Genomic DNA, 22,401 nt, shown 5'->3' with positions numbered 1-22,401 from the left:
AAATCATTTCCAGTTTACAGGCTTAATATGAGAGAAGGGTTGTATGAAATCGTCAGGTAGTACTTCTGAGCAAGGTCGCATTTACAATGAGCGCATCATCCTTCATTTGGCTAGGCAACATCCTGAAATTTCCCGTGTGAAGATTGCTGAGCAGACAGGGTTAAGTGCTCAGACGATTTCTGTAATCACCTCATCTTTGCTTGAAAGACAATTGCTACAAGTTGATGGCAAGGTTAAAGGGCGTCGAGGCCAGCCTTCAATAAAACTTAGTATCAACAAAAAAGGCGCTTATGGCTTAGGCATTAATGTCGACCGCGATCATATCAGTGCCGCTCTGTTAGATTTCAGTGGTGAATGTGTTTTGCTGTTAGAGCGAGTGGTGTCGTTCCCCACGGAAAGTTTAGCTAAGAAAATTGCGCAAGACTTAATTGAAGAAGTAAAAGCAACACTAGGAGCGGATTGGAGTAAAGTTCAAGGGATTGGCTTAGCAAGACCTGATTATATGGATTCTTGGTTAGAAACCTTGGTTACTGATTCTGCCCAAAGAGCGGATTTAGATAGTCTAAAAGCCGCTTTGGCTTATTGGCAATCTGATGCGTTTGAGGTTTGGTTGATGGATTTGACTGGCGTGCCATGTTTTTGCGAAAACGATGCAGTGGCTGCGGCGATTAGTGAATTGTTGCTGCCATCGACTGAGCCGCAGCGTGACTTCTTTTATCTCTTTGTTAGTACGGCTTGTGGTGGGAGTTTTGTCGCCAATGGTGAGTGTTATTTTGGTGCTCATGGAAAAGCAGGTAGTTTTGGTTTAATTCCTACCGCAACGGCCAAACATGGCAAATGGATTCTTGAAGCTTTGTCATTGTCTTCGTTACGCCGATTCTTTGCTGATCAACAAGTGACATGGCCTTCAACCGATGACCTTTGGTTTGGCTCTGAATGCACTAAGCTTATTGCTCAATGGGCAAGTGAAGTGGCGTTTGAGGTGGTTCCGGCTTTAGTCTCGGTTATTGCTTTATATGATCCCGAGGCTATTCTCATAGGAGGGCGTTTGCCTCCGCCGGTATTATCAGCGTTAATTACTTGTATAGAAAAAGTCTTAGCTTCACACAGTATGTTGCCTCTGCCAGCTATTCAGATAGCTCAAACTGGTCAAACTGCAGGTGTTTTGGGAGCGGCAGTGTTGCCACTTTATGGAAGCTTTGCGCCACAGCAAAACCTATTATTACTCAGTTCTAAATCCACTGTTTCCGTCTCTTAAAAAGAGTCAGAGAAAATCTAAAGAGAGAAGTAATGAGATTAGAAATACAATGTGAAGACAGAATAGGTATGGTGCGAGAAGCTCTCGACTTATTTATTCCTCATGGAATCGATATGCGCTTAGTGGAAGTCGATTCCAAACGCCGTTGTATTTATTGTGGTTTTTCTGATATCCCCTTCTCAAAGTTGCAACAATTATTAGCGGATATTCGTCGCTTAGACAGCGTGGAAGATGTCAAAACCGTGATGTTCACGCCATCTGAAAGAGAGCACAATGCGCTTTATACTTTGTTAGAAGCTCTTCCTGATGGTGTGATTTCTGTCGATCTGAAAGGCTGCATTACCATGGTGACAGAGCTTGCGGCGGAAGATCTAAACGTGCCGGTGCTGAACTTATTGCATAAACCGGTTCAGCATTTTATCAAAGGTATTAATGTCTCCAAAGATATGTGGGCGAACCCTTGTGATGGCATGACTAAGCGCATTCGCATTCGTAATAAAACGTTATTACTGGAAATGAAGCCAATTTTTGTCAGTGATGACGAAGGCGTTGAAAACCCAGCTGGCACCGTGATTTATTTGAAATCTAAAACACGTTTGGATCGACAAGCTGCGAGTTTAAAACAAGCGCCAGATGCGGAAAACTCTTTAGAAACATACTTTCAGTCAGCGGTGATGAAAAGTGAAGCAATGAAGCGTACCTTGTTGCAAGCCAAAGCATTTGCAGAAGTCCCCATGCCTGTATTGATTCAAGGCGAAGTGGGGACGGGTAAGCGAGATTTGGTCAACGCTTTATTTCAATATTGGCAAGAACGGCAGGGAGAGCTAGAGGCGCAGCTTATATTTCGTCATGCCAGAGAAATAGTGAAAGACGATATCATCGCATTAGAAAAACTATCTGGCTGGTTTGTCATTGAAGATATTGAGTGTCTTGATGAGCAGGCTCAAATCGCCTTAGCTGATTGGTTGTCTCGCCAGCCAGGCGAAAGCACCAGTCTTGATAGTAATGTTCGCTTGGTTAGTCTGTCTTCTTTAAGTCAAATACAGCTTGGTAAAGGCGATGTATTAAACAAAGATTTGTATTTTTCCTTGGCGACTTTAGTGCTGACTATGCCATCGCTTAGGGAGCGTAAAGAAGACATAGAAGGACTAATATTTCAAATTGTATCGGCTCAAGCTGAGCGTTATCGTCTGTCTGTTCCTACTATTTCAAAAGGAATTCTAACCAAACTGGCTTTATATTCTTGGCCAGGTAATTTGAAAGAGCTGCAAAACACTTGCCTTCAAACCTTGCTGACAACAAAAGGAAAAGAGTGGCAAGCTGACGATGTTCTGTTACCAGAGAACGGTAACATGGCTGACATGACATTAATTGATGATTCGTTGGAAGTGACAGTAAAACAATGGGAAGCGGCACTTTTGAAACGACTGTATCCGCGCTTTCCTAGTACAAGAAAATTGGCGAAAGCGGTAAATATGAGTCACAGTGCAATAGCAAATAAGCTAAAAGAGTATGGGATAAATGCATAAATGCCAGGTTGAAAAGGTTTCAATCTGGCATTTAGATAGAATGGAGAAAGGGGGGTTAGTATGGTCGTCTATGACGAGGTACTGGACGACGAACTTCTTCGCGCTCAATTTTAATTGGTTGTAGCTTCGTTTTTTGTTGAGCCGTGTTTTTCTGGATATTGGCTACCAAGAAAGCAATTGCTGCACAGGCAGCGACGAATAACAAAAATTCAAACATGGCATTTCTCCAAACTAATTATTCTTTTAACAATCATGGTTCAAAATGATCGTTGGGTAAAGGCTTAATATGTTGTCTTTAAGTTAATGGAGGAGAATTTTTGTAAATCAACCCCAACCTTTAAGATCATAAGTTATACCTTTTTCTTAGATACCTTGCTACGCCATCTTCATCATGATGACCAATGACGTCAGTGGCGGCATCTTTCACATGAAGCAATGCGTTATCCGTTGCAAAGGCTTCATCTGAGGCGGAGAACATCGACAGATCATTGTCTCCATCTCCAAATACTACTAGCCTTTCGGCACCAATTTCAGCTTTTAGTTCCATTAATGCCGAACCTTTACATACATTGCTGTGATGAATGTCTAACCAGAATGCATCTGGATTATAAATTCCACCACCGGAATAGGCGGTTAGGTGGTTGTGTTGTTGACTGTCTAAGACAATTTTTTCAATAAACTCTGGTCGTCCCATGGCACTAATATTAGTAATTTTTGCACTGTGGGATAGCTCAGCGATAGGGTGAAGGCTCATATTTTTATGATTGCCCAATTCATTGGCTATGTGGTCACTCAAATGCCCCGTTAGTGGCGAATGGTACACTCTGTGTGAGCCATCGTCTTCTAGGCAAAATATAAAAGGTGTAACTTGGTTTTCTTCAAAAGAGGCAAGGAGCTCAGATATATGGCTTTGGGACAGCAGGTTGCGATGGCGGTAAAGGTTTTGTTGAGGGTCCCACCATTCAACCCCATTTTTGAAGATCTGCCAGTTAGGAAACTCATGACCTTCAATGCAAGGCATAGCAGCAAAGTGGGTACGGCCAGTAGCAACTGTGTAGAAAACACCAGCAGCTCTTAAGCGCTCAAGAGTGTCGAGTGTGTAATCAGACAAACGCTGATGTTTATTCAATAGGGTACCGTCTAGATCAAATGCCACTAATTCCATAATCACCTCATATTCAATGATTAGCACTATCGCATTTTCTAAGAGGAGAGTTCAACAACTAAGACGAATATTAGGCAGTTTCTATGGAGGGGAGGCGCCGCAACTCATAATGATATGGAAGCGGCGTTTGTTAATTAATTTTTTTGAACGAGAGCTGTCGCTGTAAACTGGATGCCACCCCAACCATTTTCGATAAATTGGCGAATGTTTTGATGGTCGTTAGCTTCAGGGTTTTCTAACACATCGACACGGTAAAAATCGCCAAATAAATTGAGTGTTTCTGTTTCGGTTAGCTGGTGAATAGATCCGAAAGAAAATATCTTACAAGAGCCATTGTTTTCATTTATACCATTGATTTGTTTGCCATTAGAAAACGCAGTAGGAGTGAACTCGTATTCACGTTCAATGACATCAATCACTTCTTTAAATTGTACTTGTTCTGGTGTGTTTTTGATTTTCTCTATGAGTGTTTGAGTGCTTAACATTGGGGCCCCGTTTAATATATAAGGTTTATTTTCGAAAATGATGAATTGGTAACATTAATATTTAGTAGAGGGTTCGGCATATCGAACCGTAACTTTGAAGCAAATAAAAGCAATTATGCCACAAGCGGCTATGGTGCCAAGCATGGGCACAAAAGTACCGTTATGGAGAAGACTAATTACTGCCCCTCCCAAGGCGCCAAAGGCAAATCGTGATGTTCCTGCTAATGCAGTTACACTGCCATTATGACTACCGGCGTGTTTTAAAGCTCCGGCCATAAAGCCACTTCCCAGAATCCCCATTGGGCCCATGAATAGTATGCTGGAAGCCATAATCAACCATAATGGTGGGTGATTAAAAAAACTCAGAATAATCATTAAAATTGAGGCGGTTAACGGAATATAAATAGCGTATTTAGAGAGAACTTCTGTACCTAATTTTTCAACATAACGACCATTAATGGTTGAAGCTAGCATCATAGAAATGACATTTAGGCCAACTAAGAAACCAAAGTTAGCAGGGTCAACACCATAAATTTCAATGTATACAAAGGAGCAGCCAGTGATAAAGCTCATCATGCCGGCAAAATAAAAAGCAGAGGCCGCGATGTACCCCATGACCGAGCGATTTTTAAGCAAGATCATATAGTTTCGAATCGCGTTGCCAAATGAGAAGGGGGCGCGTTTTTCTATAGGAAGAGTTTCAGGTATGGTGCGCAAAAATAGCACAATGGCGAGAATTGCTAAAATGCCTAACAGGACGAAAATATAGTGCCAATTTAAAATAATGAGGATAGCGCCACCGATAATAGGTGCAGCCAAAGGGGCTAATGCCATCACCAGCATGATCATCGACATGGCTTTGGCAAATTGATTAATCGACATGCTATCCTTTACCAAAGCAGGCACACAGACCGCAACAGCCGCACCGCCAAACGCTTGAATTGCGCGACCAACGAGTAACATCTCGTAGCTTTGAGTTAATGCGCAAATAAAGCTACCAATGGCAAAAACAATCAAGCCACCGACAATAACCTTACGCCTGCCAATTGCATCAGAAATAGGGCCAAAAAGAATCTGTAAAAAGGCGAAGACCAGCAAATAAATGCTCAATGTCATCTGAATTAAGCCAATATCGGTATTTAGACTTTTAGAAATAGTTGGAATACTGGGTAAGTAAGCATCAATTGCTAAAGGTGTGAGTCCAGACAATAGGCCGAGAACCAAAACAATGGGAAGTGTGAGTTTCATATAGTAACTTAATGATAGGTTAGTCGGTTTTATTTAGCAGAAAAAATCATAGATTGAACGTTAGCTAAATTATAATAGGTTTTAACTCTGTCGTTTAGTTGGATTGTGCAAGCACTAAGTAAAACCCAATAGACTGCAATTTGGAAGGGCTATCTTTTCTGGTTTTCATTTATGGAACGTGGTTCAATTTCGCTTACATTTCCAATGGCGGTATTGAAGCTATTTTATTGCCCCGTCAAACGCCCATGTATATTTCGTTTTGTTTTCTGATGGTGCCAGAGTAAAAGATTAATAAGGAATACTATGTTACGTTTTTTTGAAAAATGGGTACCAGCTTATCCTGATATAGAGGCTGTGCAAGCACCAAAAACACTGTTTGCGTTTTGCCGTTACTACTCAAGAGGAGTAGAGCTGCCATTGTTTCTAATGTCTCTTTTGACTGCCGCCATTGCTATTTTAGAGGTGACGTTATTTAGTTTCATGGGGCAATTGGTTGATTGGTTGATCAATAAGAATCCAGATACCTTTTTTGCCGAAGAAGGTACACATTTATTATTAATGTCTTTGATGATTCTTGTACTTATGCCATTAGTGACTTTTGTTCATTCGGCGATTATCCACCAAACGCTTTTGGGTAATTACCCAATGCGTATTCGTTGGTTATCTCATCATTATATCTTACGTCAAAGCATGTCGTTTTTTCAGGATGAATTTGCAGGACGTATTTCAACTAAGGTTATGCAAACTTCTCTTGCCGTTCGTGAAACCGTAATGAAATTACTCGATGTTTTGGTGTACATCGGTGTTTACTTTATCTCTATGGTTGTACTGATCGCCAAAGCAGATTATCGCCTGATGATTCCAATGTTAGCTTGGTTGGTTTGCTATGTATTATTGCAAATGTACTTTGTCCCTAAGTTGAAAAAAATCTCTGCAGAGCAAGCCGACGCACGTTCTACCATGACGGGGCGCGTTGTTGACAGTTACAGTAATATTTCAACGGTTAAGCTTTTTTCTCATCATCAGAGGGAAGCGGACTATGCAAAAGACGGCATGGACGGTTTCTTGCAAACGGTTTATAAGCAAATGCGCTTGGTGACTATGCTTAGCGTAGGCGTTCAGACTTGTAACTATGTGTTGGCATTTTCTGTGGCGGCGTTGTCTATCTGGTTATGGACAGGCAGCATCATTAGTGTTGGCGCGATAGCGATAGCGGTAAGTTTGGCTCTTAGACTAAACGGTATGTCGCAATGGATTATGTGGGAAGTCAGCGCCTTATTCGAAAACATCGGTATGGTGAACGATGGCATGAAAACGTTGTCGCGCCCTATAGAGATAGAAGACAAGCCAAACGCGCCTGTACTTTCAGTACCTCATGGCCTTATTGAATACGATGCGGTCAATTTCCATTATGGCAAGCAAGACAGTAAGGTGATTGAAAACCTTGTGCTGTCGATAAAAGCCGGTGAAAAAGTCGGTCTAGTGGGGCGTTCTGGTGCCGGTAAGTCAACGATTGTTAATTTATTGATGCGTTTCCATGATATTGAATCAGGTCAGATTCGCATTGATGGTCAAGATATTAGCCAAGTCCAACAAGATTCACTACGTGGACAAATCGGCATGGTGACTCAGGATACGTCTTTGCTGCATAGAACGGTTCGTGAAAATTTGCTTTATGGTCGCCCTGATGCAACAGAGGCGGAAATGATTGCCGCTGCGAAACAAGCTGAGGCTCATGATTTCATTCAAGATCTAACCGATCCATTTGGCAATTCAGGTTACGATGCCATGGTCGGCGAGCGTGGCATTAAGCTTTCAGGTGGACAACGTCAGCGTATCGCTATTGCGCGAGTCTTGTTGAAAGATGCGCCTTTGTTGATTTTAGACGAAGCAACATCGGCATTGGATTCTGAAGTCGAAGCGGCGATTCAAGAAAGTTTGTACAAACTGATGCAAGGCAAAACCGTTATCGCGATTGCTCACCGATTGTCAACTATTGCGGCAATGGATCGTCTAATTGTATTAGATCAAGGCAATATTGTTGAGCAAGGCAGCCATGAAGAATTGATTCAGCACGCTGGTATTTATGCATCTCTTTGGGCGCATCAAACAGGTGGTTTCTTAGCGGAAGATGTTGATCTAGAGAACATCGATATCGAAGAGGTTGAGTTGGAAGGGGTTAAGTAATAATACTGTTCCTTTTGAGGTCAACAATTTAGAGAAGGGCTTATGACGTATTTTATTTTGTTTCTGGCAATATTAGCTGAAGTGATTGCAACGACGGCCTTAAAAGCGTCTGATTCTTTTACTAAATTAGGCCCAAGTGTTGTGCTGGTGGTTGGATATGGCGTGTCTTTTTTCTTGTTAACCATAGTGATGCGCTCTATGCCAACGGGTGTGACTTACGCGATTTGGTCTGGTTTAGGAGTGGTATTAATTTCTTTATTTGGCTATTTATTCGCCAATGAAAAATTGGATTTAGCCGCTTGCATCGGTATGTCGTTGATTGTTGCAGGTGTGGTGGTAATTAACGTGTTTTCTAAAACAGTAAGTCATTAGAGAGTTTGCTGTCTAGGTTGTTGGTAGAAAAAACGCGACAAGAAATGTCGCGTTTTTATTGGCAGTTATTCGCTATTTTTGATTTTCCCTCTTTTGTTTGCCAGCCAAACGAACTGATAGGGCATTAAAGTGACCTTACCTAAATGGTCCTCGTATACTTGTTCTGAGACTAAATCTGTCCAGTCGTCTGTGGCTATTAGGTTTAGCTCCGACAAGTTAAAATGTTGTGGTTGATCTGTCATGTTGTATACCGCAAATAAGCTTTGTCTTCGATCTAAACTCTGACGCCAGAAAGCGAAGAGATTCTCTCCCATATGCAGTACATATTGTGTGGCATTCGGGTGGAATGCCGGTTGAGCACGACGAATTTGCGTTAATTTAGTGACGCTTTGAAAGACTTTCTGATGATGGGTTGGGGTATTTAACACATGATCTAGGTCTTCCATATCCCAAATGTGGCGGTTTATCGAACGAAATTGACCTGTATTATCTACGCGCTCCAAATCGTTTTCTGTACCAAATAAGCTATGGATATAAAACGCAGGAACCCCTTCTAGTGCCATCATTACACCAGCGGCACATAAGAAGCGAGCAAATTGCCATTTGTCAGGGCCGTGTAACGCTGACCCTGATAAGGCGTTCCATAAACTGATGTTGATCTCATAAGGTTTGGCTTCACCTTGTGGTGTAGTGCGGGAGCTGATTTTTCCGCCAAAGCGTTTCATCGTATTGATCAGTGTTTCCAGCTCCCATTCCGAAAGCAAACCTTCAGTTGGACGCAATCCGATGCCATCATGGGACGCGATAAAGTTTAAATAAGTGGTACCTTGTTGAGCAGGAGTCATGCTCATTAACCACTGCTTTAAATGGCTACTGTTTCCAGTTACCAAGCTGTTGATGAGTAAAGGCGGTAAGGAAAAATTGTAAATTAAATGGGCTTCGTTAGCGTTACCGAAGTAGGTTAGGTTTTCCTGGTTGGGTATATTCGTTTCGGTGATGATCACAGATTCTGGTGCGTAATGTTCAATCATCAAGCGTAACAAACGAATCATTTCATGGGTTTGAGGCAAGTTGATGCAAGACGTGCCTGGTATCTTCCAAAGAAATGCTACGGCGTCTAATCGAAACCAACGAATACCTTTTTCAAGATACAAACGAATAATGCGTAGGAATTCCAATAGAACGACGGGGTTCTCGAAATTTAAATCTACTTGATCGTGACTAAAGGTACACCAAACGTGTTTTTCGCCGTTTTTTGTTTGCACTTCTCGTAATAAGGGCGATGTTCTAGGGCGAACCACCGCGGTTAAATCTGCGTTTGGGTCTGCTTCATAAAAGAAGCTTGCGCCAGGTTCAATGCCTGCCTTGTAATTTTCGAACCACATGCTTCTGCTTGAGCAGTGGTTGATGACCAGATCGCCCATGACTTTAAAATCTTGCGAAAGGTTCACTACATCAGCCCAACGACCACTGGATGGATTGACTGTTGTATAGTCCATTACGCTAAAGCCGTCATCTGAACTGTAAGGGAAAAACGGCAGTAGGTGAACGGCAGAAATGCAATCAGACAATTTATTTTTAACAAACTTATGTAGGGTTTCTAAGGGCGCTTCTTGTTTTCTGCGCAAGGTGTCGGCATAAGTAATTAACATAATGTCTGATTGATCCCATAAGTTTTTATGAGGACGAGGCGACTCCGTTGACGGATCTAGATTAAATGTGGCTAAACACTTTGTCGCCAAATCCTTATTGTCCAAGCTTGGGTAAATGACTTTCAAGTGAGCGATTAAACGCTGTTCTAGATGCGACAAAGGAGCATTTTCCATGTTTACCTACCCGTCTTTTTAGTGATTGAAAAGCAACGTAGTGACGTTCAATTTAGTGAAAAAAATTATCTTAAGGTCAATTCTATTTCGGTCGATCTTTTCGTTACAGTCTTTATTGTTTAGGACCGTATTGAGCCATATCCAATTCGACGGCTTGAGCCAATTGATTCATCACCCCAGGAAAAGCACTGACAACGCGGTTCCAGCTTGGGATAAAAGGAGTTTCCATTGGATTTTCTAAATACTGGTTACCCGCTTTCATTATATTACTGGCGAACAACTCGACAGCTCGCTCTTCGGTATGAACGTCTAATTTTAGACCATTAATTTCCGCATCGTTGCGGTAAGTTTCAATGAAGTCTAGGGCGACACGGTAGTATGTGGCTTTAATTGTACGGAAGGTCTCTTGGTTGAAAATGGTGCCGTTCGTTGCCAGTTTTCTAAAAATAGCTTTAGTTATATCGATGGACATTTTAGACAACCCGCCATCGTCATTATCAGCCGATAAATCTTGGTGTTTGTGATCGTAAATGTCAGCAATATCAACCTGACATAAACGGTTAGTCGAGTAATTTCGGTACATTTCACTTAACACGCCAATCTCCAGCCCCCAGTCACTTGGGATACGCAAATCTGTCATTACATCACGACGGAAGGAAAATTCACCCGCTAATGGGTAGCGATAGCTGTCTAAGTAATCTAAATAATCCAAATGCCCAAATACTTTTTTAAGCGAGCATAATAGCGGTGTAACTAATAAGCGGCTGACACGGCCATTCATTTTTCCATTGGCGGCACGAGCATAAAAGCCTTTGCAGAATTCGTAGTTAAAATTTGGATTGGCAACAGGGTAAATAAGCCTAGCTAGCAGTTCTCTATCATAAGTGACAATGTCACAATCATGCATGGCGATGGATTCTGCTTTGCCCGCGGCTAAGTTGTAGCCCATACAGAACCAGACATTACGGCCTTTACCCGGATCGGATGGTGAAAGGTGTTCGCCTTTTAATACGCTGTCAATTTCTCTTAGGCGAGGGCCATCATTCCAAAGCACTTTAACGTTTTGCGGTAACACGCTGAAAAACTCTAACGCGTGTCGGTACTGGTCTTCTGTGGCTCTGTCTAAGCCAATGACGATTTCGGCTAAGTAAGGAACTTGCTGTAAATGCTTAAGAATATTCGGCATGGCGTCTGTTTCAAGTTCGGAATACAAACAAGGTAAGATAAGAGACATTGGGCGTGTTTTCGCAAACTCACACAGCTCTTTCTCCATTTCTTCTAATGGACGATGTGCCAAGTTGTGAAGGGTTGTGATGATGCCGTTTTGATGAAAGTCACCCATAGTTGTTCTCCTAGTATTGTTATAGTGACCTTTGTACAGCTACTGAGCTTGCCATTACTTTGTTAAAAATAGACTCAAAATGCTCATTTATAATCTATAAACTCCGCTTTCTCGTCTATTTTTGCCTCGTCTTGGCTTGGCTCGTGATGTTGTAAAAAGGCCTCTTATCGTAATTGTTGTCTTTTCTTTCTGTCGTTAAAAAGTGCCGTTACAAAATGCCTTGTCGAGTCAAAACTTTATTAATCGCTTGTGCCCAGCCTTCTGGCCCATATGCGTCGCTCAGCCAAGCATCGTAGCGATTCGGGATTTCAGGGGGAGCATGAACAGGAGAGCGAATTACGACCGGAATGTCAGCTTTGCTCAACATGCCTACGTCGTTTTCTCCATCGCCTAAAGCCATGATGGTAACGTCTTCATCGCTTTGTTGTTCATACAAGGCTTTGAGCCATAGCATGGCGTTTGCCTTGTCGCAGTGTTCGCCCATGAGATGAGCGAAGCGACCGCCTTTTTGAATTTGCACACCAAAGGGAGCCAGCTCATCACGCAATGCATTTAGAGCAAGGTTGGAGTCGGTCCAAACCATAGGCTCGGTAAATTCTCGTTGCATGGCTTGCTTAGCGTTTTCTTCACTGAGTCCAGTGATGGAAACCAGCTCTTGCCATGTCATCTCGCTGAAGCGTTTAAAGGTGTATTGGTCTTGCTTATCATTGGTGAGTTCGATTAGTTCGTCACGTTTTGGACCGAATGATTTGCGCCAATATTCACCGCAGTCCTCTAAGGTTTCATCTATAGAGAGGACTAAATTCTTAGGAATATAAGCAGCAGAGCCGTTTTCCACAATAAAAGCGTCTTGATGGTTGAGCTCTTGTCTAAGAGATATAAGCTCAACAAATGTCTTACTGGTGTTAATGACGCAAGGGATAGAAAACGTCTTTAGTGACTGCAATGCAGCTTTTGCTGGCTTGAAACTGTATGTGTGATGATCGAGTAAGGTACCATCCAAATCGGTGAAAATTAAAAGCGTTGTCATGTCGATTCCTTTTTGAGTCCATCAAAGTACCGTTGGTGGACGTTAGTATGAGACTTGCAAATCTGGTGCCAGTGCGTAAAGTAGCGTTTTTTCCTATAAGGTACGTGCCTAAGGTTAACTAGGCTGTAGAACATATTGATGACAAGTTTGCTACGGTTATATTTCTTTATCTTTCTTGCCTTATTAGCCTTTGCTGCCAATTCGGTATTGTGTCGGCTTGCTTTGGCTGGTGAGCTTATCGATCCTGCTAGTTTCACAATGTGGCGATTACTCAGCGGTGCTGCAACACTTGCTCTTTTGTGCTTTCTTCAAAGTGTAAAATCTAACAATACTGCCCCTAAGCGAATATGGTCTGAAGGTAGTTGGCTATCGGCCTTGGCACTTTTTATTTACGCCTTGGGCTTTTCTTATGCCTACGTCACTTTAGAAACTGGGGTAGGGGCTTTGATATTGTTTGGGGCGGTTCAGCTAACGCTTATTTTATTTGCTGTTTGGGCGGGACAAAGGTTGGCCTGGCTTGAGTGGATTGGGCTGCTTATGGCTTTCTGTGGCTTTGTTTATTTAGTGCTTCCAACCTTATCGTCGCCTTCATTATTGGGCTTTATCTTGATGACGCTGGCGGGCGTGGCATGGGGTTTATACACATGGCGAGGTAAGATTTCGGTGAAGCCTTTGTTTGCGACCACTTCTAATTTCGTTCGAACTATTCCTATGTTATTGATTACATTGATCATTATTGATCTGAATGCTGAGCCGTCGCAAATCGCCCAGACTGAAGGGATTATTTTCGCCGTCACCTCTGGAGCCATTATGTCTGGACTAGGCTACGCCATTTGGTATGCTGTCTTGCCTTATCTTAGTGCTTCCATGGCTGCCGTATTACAGCTTCTCGTTCCTATTATTGCCACAATAGGAGGCGTATTTTTTGCTAATGAAGCCGTTACTTTACATTTGATTATTGCTACTTGTGGTGTATTAGGTGGTGTGTCATTGGTTATATTAGGAAGGCAAAAAGTGTAGCTGAATGATCGTTTTTGGTGCGTTTTTGATATCTTGCATCAAAATAGACAGGTTGGTGACTTAAAATGGACACCGCATCGCGTTGTGATGTCCATTTTTTTCGTCTGATCTTTAATTGTAAGATTTAAGACTTTGTCCAAGCAAAAGGTTTGAACATATCGTCAACGGGTGTTTTAGCAACGTGGTTTACATAGTTACTAATTACTTTTTGAGATAAGCCTAGAATGATCTCTAGAACTTGTTTAGGAGCATAGCCTGCGGCATAGAAGGTGTTAAGCTGCTCGTCGCTTGCGTTACCACGTTGACGTACCAAGACTAGAGTGAAGTCATGTAACGCTTGCAGTTTTTCGTTTGGCATTGGCTCACTGTTACGCAGAGCATCTGTTAAGGCTGGATCAACATTCATTGAGTGAGCTATGGCGGTGTGGGCTGGAACACAGAAATGACATTCGTGCTCAACGTTGATTGTTTGCCAGACAACGGTTAATTCTTCTGAATCAAAAGATGTGGCTGTAAAAGCCTGATGCAACTGAGTATAGGCTTTTAGAATTTCCGGTGATTCAGCCATAACAGCATAAAGGCTTGGAATACTCCCCATTTGTTTTACTGAACCTTCAAGGATGTCTTTACTGCCTTCAGGCGTCGTTTCTAAAGTATGTAATTTAAATTCGCTCATTGTTTTATTCCTATCTGTTTGGGTCTTGTTTAAAGCATTTTTATGGATCGAGAAGAGTAATTTAACTTTAAATGAACGATCGTTCAATATATATTTGAACGATTGCTCAGTTACATTTTTTCATAAGGTTATACTATGAGTAAAAAACCTAAGTTTGATCGCGATAAGGTAGTTGCTAATGCAACTAAGCTTTATTGGGAGAAGGGCTACCATGCAACGTCCATGAGAAACCTTCAGGATGCTATAGATATGAGGCCCGGTAGTATTTATGCTGAGTTTGGTAGTAAAGATGGGGTTTTTAAAGCTTCTTTAGAACATTATACTCAGCTTAGTATTGCTCAGATAAATAGCATAAGAGAAGCCTCAGAGTCGCCATTGGTTGCACTAAAAACCTTTGTTAAACAAGCGGTTATTGATACGCAAAAAGGGACGCCGAGCTGTATGTGCATGTTGGCAAAAACTGTGTCTGAATTGACGGAAGAGCAACGCGATCTACTTGATGTGGCGAAGCAAGCACTAAAATCCGTCGAGAACCAATTTACGGGGTTGATTATTGAGGCTCAAGGAATAGGTGAAATTGATCAAGAGAAACACGCAAGTGAATTGGCGCGTTTTCTACAAATTCAGATTACCGGTTTGCGAATGTACATTAGAACAAGTGATGAGAGGGTGCCACTGGGAAAGATGATTGATGAGCTTTTTGAGCACTATCCTTTTAAAATTCTTGAATCGCAGTTGTGTGAGGTAGACGAAGTACGCCAAACAGAAAAGTAGAACATGTAATGCTCTACTAAAACAAACGATAACTTCATCTAAAACTTGGGAAAACCCATTAATAAGGATGAAAAATTACCGCGATATTAACAAGGGCGTCAGGGTCTTTAAAAAGCAAACTTCCTATAGATAAAGCGGTCATTCAACCATTCAAATGAACTATATTTCATAAATACAGGGAGTTTTCTATATGAAAATCATCAACAAGCTGCTTTTAGTATCTGTTACTTTACTTAGTCCACTACAAGTACTTGCTATCGACATTAACCAAGCTACGTTGTGTACGACGACAAGTTGGAAGGCGGCTGATAATTCCGCTAAGTGTAAGGAAAAAAATAAAATAGCCTTTCTCCCAACCTCATTTGGGAATGAGCAGCTTCCAATTATGTTCATAGCATTAAATTGTGATTTACGCTTCAATGTGAGTTTAACTAATGGCGGTGCTGTTTGCATATTTAAGCCTGCGGAAACCATTATTGAAGCATCAAAATAAAGTGAATAAGTGACTGTGAGAAAGTGAATAAGTGACTATGGCGTCAATTCCTAAAGGCGCGTTGAACTTGACTCACTCAATCATAGCAGGTGTTTACTTACCGCTTAGCTGCTCTTACCAAATTAAGGGGGTAATAATGTTTATTGCTGTATATGAATTCACTATCAAGACAGATATGGCTAGAGAATTCAGGGACTCATGGTTGCTGACGACGAAAGGCATTTATGAAGAATTTGGTAGTATCGGTTCTCGGCTGCACTCAACAAAAAATCCCTTAATATTTATAGGGTATGCTCAATGGCCAGATCAAGAAACTTGGAAGAAAGAGAAGGATTTTATAAATCCAGACTTCATTTTAGCAAGGGATAGAATGAGAGGGTGCGTCGAGTCATCTAAGACAATATATGAACTTGAAGTAACCGATGATTATTTGCAAACAGACATTTTTGCAAATACAGGCGAAAACTAGTCCATGTCAGCTGCATTGTTGCAGTTCAGACATTAATAGTCGATTGGAGTATAAAGAACGGACAGCATTGAATGTCGTCCGTTTTTTATTGTGAGGTCTAACTACTTACGCGTCAGGAATGTATTCTGAAAGCGCAGCATACGCTACGGTGAAAGCGCCTTCTTGGAATGCGCGTAAGCCGGTTGCTTTGAATGGAATCGGCATTGGGTTGTGCTGGATGATGTCTTTAGTTTTTGCTCCGCTGAACAAATCGACTTCCACGGTATCAATCAATTGGATCGCCGCTTCAATCTTAAAACCTACCGCACCGCCAGCGAATTTACCTTTGGTTGGGCGTTCACGAATAACCGCTCGTTTCACTTTGTAATCTTCAAATAACTTTTTCAACATGAACTGAAATTTACGCACACTTTCGCTGTCGTTTGGGTTGCTCAATGTGTGGCGTACTTGGCGACAATCGGCGATTTGAAATAATCCGTCCTGTTTAGACAGAAGGCACAAAATCACTTCGCTGCCTTTAATTTCGATACCACAAGTAATCATAACGAGATCCTGAATAGGGAATTTCGCGCATTATCGCATATTTATTTCTTATCTCGCAGAGTTAAGCAGCATTTCACAGAGTAAAAAATACTGCTTGTTGAAATGGAAACCAGTCAGATCTAAGGCGAAAATCACAGCTGCCAGTTTATTACACTCTTTTCAGTTTGCTGCCTCTTATTATTTGCAAGGATATTGTACTATTGCAAAATATTATTTTGTTAAAATTCAATTCACGATATTTTCTACTGTAAAAGTGTGAATATTTACTTTTTACTCTAGAGATATTTTTCTTCAACATTGGTCACTTTTTTTAATTTTAACTAACATAAGGCTGCATAAAATGACTGCTTCATCGCCAATGGGCATTTCCCGCCCCCAGGTGAAATCTTTAGACGAAATCCTTCCCCACGAACCTCTGTTAATGATGGGCGCAGGCCCTGTTCCTATTCCTGAACGTGTCGCCAAAGCCAATTCTGTGGTGATTAATCACCTTGGTAGTGTGATGGCGCAAGTTATTGGGCAAGTGAAAGCAATGGCGCGTTATGTATTTCAAACAGAGTCTAAATGGGTGCTTGGCGTAGCAGGGCCAGCGTCAGCCGCGATGGAAATGGCAGTCGCCAATTTGTTACAACCGGGCGAACGTATTCTTTGTATTAATAATGGTTTTTTTAGTCACCGCATGGCGGAAATGGCGACGCGAGTTGGTGCCGATGTTCATGAATTACACGTTGGTGTTCATGAGGCGGCAGACCCAGAGCGAGTTCGTAAAGCAATTGAAGAAACTCGCCCTAAAGTGCTAACGCTGGTTCAAGGTGAAACGTCGAATACGGTGTTTAATCATTCATTGGAAGAAATTACTAAGATCGCTAAGTCTTACGGTTGTTTAGTGGTGGTGGATGCCGTTTGTACATTGAGTACTATGCCACTGAAAATGGATGAATGGCAGGTGGATGTTGTTATCACAGGTGGTCAAAAAGGTTTGTCGTCCATTCCTGGTGTCTCGTTGCTGGTATTTTCTAATGAAGCGTGGGCAGCGGTTAAGAATCGCACCAAGCCAATCGCTCAGTGGTGTTTTGATGCGCAGTTAGCGGAGAATTTTTGGCATAATGATGGCTATCATTATACTGCGCCTGTTTCTGGCATTATGGCGCTACATGAAGCTTTAAAGTTGGTGTGTGATGAAACGTTAGAGAATCGCTTTGCTCGTCATTTACGTTGTTCTAAAGCGCTGCAAGCTGGGATTGAAGGGATGGGGTTAGAGTTATTTATTCCATCGGTGTCACGTTTAAATTCAGTGGTAGGTATTAATATCCCTGATGGTTTGACCGCAGGGCAGATTTGCCAACATATTTCAGAAATGTATCGAGTTGAAATTGCGGGCTCATTTGGCCAACCAATTGTGCGTATCGGCCAAATGGGTGAGCAGTGCCGTGAGCACAACTTGTTTCGTACATTGCACGCCTTTGGCAGTACCATGCGTGATTTGGGGGTGAAAGTAGATCAGCCAAACGGTATGGCGGAAATGGAATCTTACCTACAAAGTGTGCCGCGTACGCTTTACCAAGTTGCTTAAAGGCAACAGGTTAAGACGCTTTTGTGTTGAAGCGCCTTATTCCTAAAGGTTGTTTTAAATCAGCTGTTTTTAAGGTGAATTAAATGTCTTCTACTTTATAGGTAGAAGACATTTTTTTATTTGGCATTAAGCTTGCGAACAGGGCTCCAGCGGTAATTAATAGGCAAGCGATGATTTGCCCTGTGGTGAGTTGCGCATCGGTAAAAAGCCCAAGCCACGCAGTCGATAGGGCGGGTGCGGTATAAGACAGCACGCCAAGCAATGATAGATTGCCTTTCTTGACTCCAGTATCCCAGCAGAAAAAAGCGATACCAACTGGTCCGAAGCCCAACCCTAAAATAGCGATCCAAGTACTTACAGGAAAATCTAGTGATAGTGCCTTGCTTTGAGCTTCGATCATCAAATGCGACGCCCCAGCTAATAGTGTTGTGACTAGGCAATACCAAAGCACAGCGCTAGAAGGAACGGTTTGAAAGCGCCGATTCGCCACTGAATAACTTGACCAAATAAAAGCGCAGGCAAAAGCCGCCGCGTAGCCTGTCCAATCATAAGCCGTGTTTACGTCCACCTCTAGTACTGACTGTTTTGATTGCAGCATAATGCCTGTGCCAATAAATGCGATAACAGCCCCCGCTAAATGCGTCCATGACAGCGAGTTTCCTTTTGTCATGCCAGCCATCAATACAATTAATAAGGGCCAGAGGTAAGCGATGAGACCTGCTTCTACAGGTGGTGCATGTTGAAAGGCGTAAAAGTAGCAAAAGTGATAAAAATAAAACCCAAGCCCGCCCATTAAAATGGCGTTAGTTGGTGTCTTTGACCAGGATGACCTTAACTCACCTTTGACTAAATAGACGATAAAGAATAATAAACTTGCGACACCAAAGGTGAGAGTAAGCAGCAGCAAAGGTGGCACCAGGTTAGCTTGGGTGGTGAAAAGTGCAAGGCTGCTCCAGAGTAAAATTGCGATACTTCCAATGATTGTGGCTCGCGGAGAATGTACTGTCATCTTGTTGTTTCCTAAATCCTAATCTAGTCTGATTAGATAAGATGTTAACTTGGTTGAGAGTGAATAACATTGTCAAAAATGCGTGACTTGCCTTGTCAAAAATAGTTTTTTAGCGCAATTAAGTAAGAAATATTGACTAATGACAGGGTGGTGACAGGTTTGCAGGGTAAGGTTTGTCTACTCAAGTTAATTGAAATATCTATTTTAAGAGCTTGATTGGCTAACAACAAAAAAAATAACAAGCAGGAGATAACCATGCTTAATACCATTTCTTTGAAGTCTGTTCTTATTACTGGTGCTGCAGCACTAACAATCGCTGGACAGGCTTACGCCTATGAACCAGCTCGAAGTGCAGAATGTATTGCGCCAGCTAACCCAGGTGGTGGATGGGACTTTACTTGCCGTAGCGTAGGCAAAGTATTAGTCGATCAAGAATATTTTAAAGGTAACGTACAGACAGTCAATATGTCTGGTGCTGGTGGTGGTGTTGCGTTCGCACACACAGTCAGTAAACGTGACAAAGACGACAATCTAATTGTTGCTGCTAGTACTGCAACAACGACTCGCCTTGCTCAAGGCCAATTCCCAGGTATGAATTCAGACCAAGTTAAATGGGTTGGTACATTGGGCGCTGACTACGGCATCATCGCGGTAGGCAAGGATTCAAAATACACTTCATTAACTCAAGTAATCGAAGCCCTTAAGAAAGACCCAGGTGCGGTTAAGTTCGCAGGCGGTAGTGCTTCTGGCGGCTGGGATCACCTAAAAGTTTTGATGACGGCGCAAAAAGCACACGTTGAAAAATTACCAAAAATTCGTTATCTAGCGTTCAGTGGTGGTTCTGAAGCCCTAGTTCAAGTGGTGGGTGGTCACGTAGACGCATTTACTGGCGATATTTCAGAAGTTAAAGGCTTCATGGATTCTGGTGATTTGCGTGTGCTAGCGGTTCTTTCTGAAGAACGTTTACCAGCACCATTTGACACTATCCCAACAGCGATGGAGCAGGGTATTGATTCTGTTGCACCGAACTGGCGTGGGTTCTACGTACCAGGTAATGCAAGTGCCGATTCTTACGATTGGTGGGTAAATACCATGAATGAGTTATATACCACTCAAGAATGGAAAGACATCATGACGAAAAATGGCTTAATGCCATTCCACAAGTCTGGTGCTGAATTCACTCAATTCGTTAAGAACCAAACGCTTGATATCAAAATATTGTCTCAAGATATCGGTCTAATTAAATAACCTCAGACCGCTTTTGGAGGGGCATTTGTACTGACACAGTGCCCCTCCTGTTTTATCTATTTTCACCCTTATGATTCACTGACACGGAGCAGAGACATGCGTATTAACGATCGTGTGTTTGGCATGCTGATGCTTATTCTTGCCGTAGTATACGGCTGGGAAGCAACAAAATTCCCCATTCCTTTTGGCGGGCACGAAAGTGTCGGACCTGAAACTTTTCCTATCATGCTTTCTCTCATTTTAGGCATTAGTTCTATTTATTTGATTGTTCGCCCCGATCCAGACGAGAAATGGGCGCCAGTTGCGATGTTGATTGAACTAAGTGTTGTTGTTCTTTCTATGCTTGCTTTTGCATGGGCTATTGAACCGATTGGTTTTATGCCTGCTGCAGCACTTGTTGTGAGCTTTTTAAGTTGGCGTATGGGCGCAAGTATTGCTAAGAGTGTTATCACTGGTGTGACAAGCTCGGTTGTGATCTTTTTCCTATTCAATAATGTGCTTGAACTAGCACTGCCTCTAGGTCTATTGGAGTTTTAATATGGATACTATGAGCTTATTAATGCAAGGCTTTGCGGTTGCGTTAACGCCGGAAAGTATTATGTTTGCGGTTATTGGTGCCATATTAGGTACTTTGATCGGTGCATTACCGGGTCTTGGCCCTGCAAACGGCGTGGCTATTTTGATTCCCTTGGCGTTCAGCCTTGGTTTGTCGCCAACTTCTTCTCTTATTCTATTAACGTCTGTGTATGCAGGCGCTATGTACGGCGGTCGTATTTCCTCTATCCTGTTGAATATTCCAGGTGATGAGCCTGCCATGATGACCTGTTTAGATGGTTATCCTATGGCACTGAAAGGCAAGGCTGCTGAAGCCTTAGCTATCTCTGCCATCGCGTCTTTCATTGGTAGTTTTATTGCAACGATCGGCTTGGTGATTCTTGCGCCAATTTTGGCTAAATTTGCGCTGAAATTCGGACCTTCTGAATACTTCGCTTTGTTTGCTTTGGCGTTTGCCACACTTGGTGGTATTACAGGTAAAAACCAGTTTAAAACGCTAATGGCGGCAGCAATTGGTCTTATGATTGCGACAGTCGGTATTGATATTTCAACGGGCGTACAGCGTTTTACCTATAACACGCTTGAACTGTTCGAAGGTGTTGATTTCATTATTGCCATCGTGGGTCTGTTTGCGATCAGTGAGTTGTTGTTCTTTTTGGAACGTCATGCAGGTGATGGTCTTAAGCAAGTAGCAATCAACAAACTTAAATTGTCACCAAAAGACATCGTTAAAGTGCTACCTGCGTCTTTCCGCGGTGCTGTATTGGGCTTCGTGGCCGGTGTATTGCCAGGCGCGGGTGCTTCTTTGGGTAGCTTTATTAGCTACACATTGGAAAAGCGTGTATCGGATAAAGGTGAGTTTGGTAAAGGTGATCCGCGTGGTGTTGCTGCTCCTGAAGCGGGTAACAATGGCGCAGCGTCTGGCGCACTTGTACCTATGTTAACGTTAGGGGTTCCAGGTAGCGGCACAACAGCAGTTCTGTTAGCGATGTTGATTTCTTTGAATATCTCTCCTGGTCCTATGTTGTTTCAACAGAACGCAGACCTAGTATGGGGCGTTATCGCGGCTATGTTTGTTGGTAACCTGGTGTTGTTACTGCTAAACATTCCAATGGTTGGTATCTTTGTTAAATTGTTGAGTATTCCACCAAAATACTTGATGCCAGTTGTGACCTTGATTGCGTCTGTGGGGATATACTCTGTCAGCCATAGCGCTCTTGATCTGTACTTCATGGTTGGTTTTGGTGTGTTGGGTTACATCTTCCGTAAAGTGGATATTCCATTAGTGCCTATCATTTTGGGTATGTTGCTTGGGCCTGAAATGGAGAAAAGTCTGCGTCATGCATTAGTGCTTTCTGATGGTGATTGGGGCGTACTTTTCAATAGTGGCTTGAGTATTGGTCTTTGGATAGTTGCCATTCTTGGTTTGGTTCTACCTGTCATTGTTGGCCCGATTATTCGCGCTAAAATGAAGAAATCAAAAGACACTGTTAAAGACGTTTAAGCCCTGTAATACTAGAGATATTGTGACAAAAAATTCGAGTAACTTAGGTTGCTCGAATTTTGTTGTTTTTATATCCAAAAATAATAAAACATGAT

At 42.3% G+C, this 22,401-nt stretch carries 22 protein-coding genes; 12 read left to right on the top strand and 10 right to left on the bottom strand.

The genetic code is table 11. The features are described from left to right. Positions 1-43 precede the first annotated feature (43 nt). Entirely contained in the window at positions 44-1,258 is a 1,215-nt protein-coding gene (locus tag DFP80_RS18955) for an ROK family transcriptional regulator (protein ID WP_113918358.1), read from the top strand. A 32-nt stretch (positions 1,259-1,290) separates the two neighbouring features. Next, a complete protein-coding gene (locus DFP80_RS18950) occupies positions 1,291-2,787 on the top strand; it encodes a TyrR/PhhR family helix-turn-helix DNA-binding protein (protein WP_113918357.1) in 1,497 nt (498 codons plus the stop codon). Between the two features lie 55 nt (positions 2,788-2,842). Here DFP80_RS18950 and DFP80_RS20745 read toward each other — a convergent pair whose 3' ends face one another. The 4 genes from DFP80_RS20745 to DFP80_RS18935 all read right to left on the bottom strand — a co-directional run bounded on the left by DFP80_RS20745 (position 2,843) and on the right by DFP80_RS18935 (position 5,685). Then, complete coding sequence (locus DFP80_RS20745; protein ID WP_158601381.1) at positions 2,843-3,004, bottom strand: hypothetical protein; 162 nt, start codon at positions 3,002-3,004, stop codon at positions 2,843-2,845. A gap of 126 nt (positions 3,005-3,130) precedes the next feature. Then, entirely contained in the window at positions 3,131-3,952 is an 822-nt protein-coding gene (locus DFP80_RS18945) for an HAD-IIB family hydrolase (RefSeq protein ID WP_113918356.1), read from the bottom strand. 134 nt (positions 3,953-4,086) lie between these two features. Continuing rightward, on the bottom strand, positions 4,087-4,437 hold the full coding sequence (locus DFP80_RS18940) for a HopJ type III effector protein (protein ID WP_113918355.1): 351 nt from the start codon (positions 4,435-4,437) through the stop codon (positions 4,087-4,089). Positions 4,438-4,491: 54 nt separating this feature from the next. Continuing rightward, entirely contained in the window at positions 4,492-5,685 is a 1,194-nt protein-coding gene (locus DFP80_RS18935; RefSeq protein WP_113918354.1) for a Bcr/CflA family multidrug efflux MFS transporter, read from the bottom strand. 303 nt (positions 5,686-5,988) lie between these two features. Here DFP80_RS18935 and DFP80_RS18930 point away from each other — a divergent pair, with 303 nt between their 5' ends. Both DFP80_RS18930 and DFP80_RS18925 read left to right on the top strand, forming a co-directional pair. After that, on the top strand, positions 5,989-7,872 hold the full coding sequence (locus DFP80_RS18930) for an ABC transporter ATP-binding protein (RefSeq protein ID WP_113918353.1): 1,884 nt from the start codon (positions 5,989-5,991) through the stop codon (positions 7,870-7,872). 42 nt (positions 7,873-7,914) lie between these two features. After that, on the top strand, positions 7,915-8,244 hold the full coding sequence (locus DFP80_RS18925; RefSeq protein WP_113918352.1) for a DMT family transporter: 330 nt from the start codon (positions 7,915-7,917) through the stop codon (positions 8,242-8,244). A 65-nt stretch (positions 8,245-8,309) separates the two neighbouring features. Here the strand turns inward: DFP80_RS18925 and DFP80_RS18920 are convergent, their stop codons facing one another. The 3 genes from DFP80_RS18920 to DFP80_RS18910 form a co-directional block, all read right to left on the bottom strand. Beyond that, positions 8,310-10,070 (bottom strand): alpha-amylase family glycosyl hydrolase, encoded by a 1,761-nt coding sequence (locus tag DFP80_RS18920; RefSeq protein ID WP_113918351.1) that lies wholly within the window; start codon positions 10,068-10,070, stop codon positions 8,310-8,312. 112 nt (positions 10,071-10,182) lie between these two features. Beyond that, complete coding sequence (locus DFP80_RS18915; RefSeq protein ID WP_113918350.1) at positions 10,183-11,412, bottom strand: glycosyltransferase family protein; 1,230 nt, start codon at positions 11,410-11,412, stop codon at positions 10,183-10,185. Positions 11,413-11,620: 208 nt separating this feature from the next. After that, positions 11,621-12,442: an HAD-IIB family hydrolase gene (locus DFP80_RS18910; RefSeq protein WP_113918349.1), complete on the bottom strand. Its 822-nt coding sequence runs from the start codon at positions 12,440-12,442 to the stop codon at positions 11,621-11,623. A 138-nt stretch (positions 12,443-12,580) separates the two neighbouring features. On the opposite strand from DFP80_RS18910, the gene DFP80_RS18905 reads away from it, so the two are divergent. Next, positions 12,581-13,462: a DMT family transporter gene (locus DFP80_RS18905; RefSeq protein ID WP_113918348.1), complete on the top strand. Its 882-nt coding sequence runs from the start codon at positions 12,581-12,583 to the stop codon at positions 13,460-13,462. A gap of 124 nt (positions 13,463-13,586) precedes the next feature. On the opposite strand, the gene DFP80_RS18900 is transcribed toward DFP80_RS18905, so the two are convergent. Then, positions 13,587-14,138 carry a carboxymuconolactone decarboxylase family protein gene (locus DFP80_RS18900; RefSeq protein WP_113918347.1) on the bottom strand — a complete coding sequence of 184 codons (552 nt, stop codon included), beginning with the start codon at positions 14,136-14,138 and terminating at the stop codon, positions 13,587-13,589. A gap of 135 nt (positions 14,139-14,273) precedes the next feature. Between DFP80_RS18900 and DFP80_RS18895 the strand changes: the two genes are divergently transcribed. The 3 genes from DFP80_RS18895 to DFP80_RS18885 all read left to right on the top strand — a co-directional run bounded on the left by DFP80_RS18895 (position 14,274) and on the right by DFP80_RS18885 (position 15,874). Continuing rightward, entirely contained in the window at positions 14,274-14,912 is a 639-nt protein-coding gene (locus DFP80_RS18895; RefSeq protein WP_113918346.1) for a TetR/AcrR family transcriptional regulator, read from the top strand. A gap of 190 nt (positions 14,913-15,102) precedes the next feature. After that, positions 15,103-15,405 carry a hypothetical protein gene (locus DFP80_RS18890; protein ID WP_113918345.1) on the top strand — a complete coding sequence of 101 codons (303 nt, stop codon included), beginning with the start codon at positions 15,103-15,105 and terminating at the stop codon, positions 15,403-15,405. 136 nt (positions 15,406-15,541) lie between these two features. Beyond that, complete coding sequence (locus tag DFP80_RS18885) at positions 15,542-15,874, top strand: antibiotic biosynthesis monooxygenase (RefSeq protein WP_113918344.1); 333 nt, start codon at positions 15,542-15,544, stop codon at positions 15,872-15,874. 105 nt (positions 15,875-15,979) lie between these two features. Here DFP80_RS18885 and DFP80_RS18880 read toward each other — a convergent pair whose 3' ends face one another. After that, positions 15,980-16,417, bottom strand: a complete 438-nt coding sequence (locus tag DFP80_RS18880; RefSeq protein WP_113918343.1) for a DUF3010 family protein — start codon at positions 16,415-16,417, stop codon at positions 15,980-15,982. A gap of 340 nt (positions 16,418-16,757) precedes the next feature. Between DFP80_RS18880 and DFP80_RS18875 the strand changes: the two genes are divergently transcribed. Then, on the top strand, positions 16,758-17,990 hold the full coding sequence (locus tag DFP80_RS18875; protein ID WP_113918342.1) for a pyridoxal-phosphate-dependent aminotransferase family protein: 1,233 nt from the start codon (positions 16,758-16,760) through the stop codon (positions 17,988-17,990). A 79-nt stretch (positions 17,991-18,069) separates the two neighbouring features. Here the strand turns inward: DFP80_RS18875 and yddG are convergent, their stop codons facing one another. Beyond that, positions 18,070-18,999, bottom strand: a complete 930-nt coding sequence (gene yddG / locus DFP80_RS18870; RefSeq protein ID WP_113918341.1) for an aromatic amino acid exporter YddG — start codon at positions 18,997-18,999, stop codon at positions 18,070-18,072. Positions 19,000-19,254: 255 nt separating this feature from the next. Here yddG and DFP80_RS18865 point away from each other — a divergent pair, with 255 nt between their 5' ends. The 3 genes from DFP80_RS18865 (at position 19,255) to DFP80_RS18855 (ending at position 22,306) form a co-directional block, all read left to right on the top strand. Next, positions 19,255-20,247, top strand: coding sequence for a Bug family tripartite tricarboxylate transporter substrate binding protein (locus DFP80_RS18865; protein ID WP_175020643.1), 993 nt, complete (start codon positions 19,255-19,257; stop codon positions 20,245-20,247). Positions 20,248-20,343: 96 nt separating this feature from the next. Further along, positions 20,344-20,784, top strand: coding sequence for a tripartite tricarboxylate transporter TctB family protein (locus DFP80_RS18860; RefSeq protein ID WP_113918340.1), 441 nt, complete (start codon positions 20,344-20,346; stop codon positions 20,782-20,784). Position 20,785: 1 nt separating this feature from the next. Then, complete coding sequence (locus tag DFP80_RS18855) at positions 20,786-22,306, top strand: tripartite tricarboxylate transporter permease (RefSeq protein ID WP_113918339.1); 1,521 nt, start codon at positions 20,786-20,788, stop codon at positions 22,304-22,306. Positions 22,307-22,401: the final 95 nt, after the last annotated feature.

This window comes from Marinomonas rhizomae (genome assembly GCF_003315485.1).
In the GTDB taxonomy this organism is placed as follows: domain Bacteria; phylum Pseudomonadota; class Gammaproteobacteria; order Pseudomonadales; family Marinomonadaceae; genus Marinomonas; species Marinomonas rhizomae.
Note: the sequence above shows the minus strand (reverse complement) of the source record. Positions and strands in the feature narration are given on the sequence as shown.

Bases quoted from the DNA above. Each gene is read 5' to 3' on its own strand.
- DFP80_RS20745 (WP_158601381.1), bottom strand. From the start codon at position 3,004: ATGTTTGAATTTTTGTTATTCGTCGCTGCCTGTGCAGCAATTGCTTTC.
- DFP80_RS18885 (WP_113918344.1), top strand. From the start codon at position 15,542: ATGTTTATTGCTGTATATGAATTCACTATCAAGACAGATATGGCTAGA.
- DFP80_RS18955 (WP_113918358.1), top strand. From the start codon at position 44: ATGAAATCGTCAGGTAGTACTTCTGAGCAAGGTCGCATTTACAATGAG.
- yddG (WP_113918341.1), bottom strand. From the start codon at position 18,999: ATGACAGTACATTCTCCGCGAGCCACAATCATTGGAAGTATCGCAATT.
- DFP80_RS18875 (WP_113918342.1), top strand. From the start codon at position 16,758: ATGACTGCTTCATCGCCAATGGGCATTTCCCGCCCCCAGGTGAAATCT.
- DFP80_RS18950 (WP_113918357.1), top strand. From the start codon at position 1,291: ATGAGATTAGAAATACAATGTGAAGACAGAATAGGTATGGTGCGAGAA.
- DFP80_RS18940 (WP_113918355.1), bottom strand. From the start codon at position 4,437: ATGTTAAGCACTCAAACACTCATAGAGAAAATCAAAAACACACCAGAA.
- DFP80_RS18930 (WP_113918353.1), top strand. From the start codon at position 5,989: ATGTTACGTTTTTTTGAAAAATGGGTACCAGCTTATCCTGATATAGAG.
- DFP80_RS18865 (WP_175020643.1), top strand. From the start codon at position 19,255: ATGCTTAATACCATTTCTTTGAAGTCTGTTCTTATTACTGGTGCTGCA.
- DFP80_RS18860 (WP_113918340.1), top strand. From the start codon at position 20,344: ATGCGTATTAACGATCGTGTGTTTGGCATGCTGATGCTTATTCTTGCC.
- DFP80_RS18855 (WP_113918339.1), top strand. From the start codon at position 20,786: ATGGATACTATGAGCTTATTAATGCAAGGCTTTGCGGTTGCGTTAACG.
- DFP80_RS18905 (WP_113918348.1), top strand. From the start codon at position 12,581: ATGACAAGTTTGCTACGGTTATATTTCTTTATCTTTCTTGCCTTATTA.
- DFP80_RS18910 (WP_113918349.1), bottom strand. From the start codon at position 12,442: ATGACAACGCTTTTAATTTTCACCGATTTGGATGGTACCTTACTCGAT.
- DFP80_RS18900 (WP_113918347.1), bottom strand. From the start codon at position 14,138: ATGAGCGAATTTAAATTACATACTTTAGAAACGACGCCTGAAGGCAGT.
- DFP80_RS18945 (WP_113918356.1), bottom strand. From the start codon at position 3,952: ATGGAATTAGTGGCATTTGATCTAGACGGTACCCTATTGAATAAACAT.
- DFP80_RS18935 (WP_113918354.1), bottom strand. From the start codon at position 5,685: ATGAAACTCACACTTCCCATTGTTTTGGTTCTCGGCCTATTGTCTGGA.
- DFP80_RS18920 (WP_113918351.1), bottom strand. From the start codon at position 10,070: ATGGAAAATGCTCCTTTGTCGCATCTAGAACAGCGTTTAATCGCTCAC.
- DFP80_RS18890 (WP_113918345.1), top strand. From the start codon at position 15,103: ATGAAAATCATCAACAAGCTGCTTTTAGTATCTGTTACTTTACTTAGT.
- DFP80_RS18895 (WP_113918346.1), top strand. From the start codon at position 14,274: ATGAGTAAAAAACCTAAGTTTGATCGCGATAAGGTAGTTGCTAATGCA.
- DFP80_RS18925 (WP_113918352.1), top strand. From the start codon at position 7,915: ATGACGTATTTTATTTTGTTTCTGGCAATATTAGCTGAAGTGATTGCA.
- DFP80_RS18915 (WP_113918350.1), bottom strand. From the start codon at position 11,412: ATGGGTGACTTTCATCAAAACGGCATCATCACAACCCTTCACAACTTG.
- DFP80_RS18880 (WP_113918343.1), bottom strand. From the start codon at position 16,417: ATGATTACTTGTGGTATCGAAATTAAAGGCAGCGAAGTGATTTTGTGC.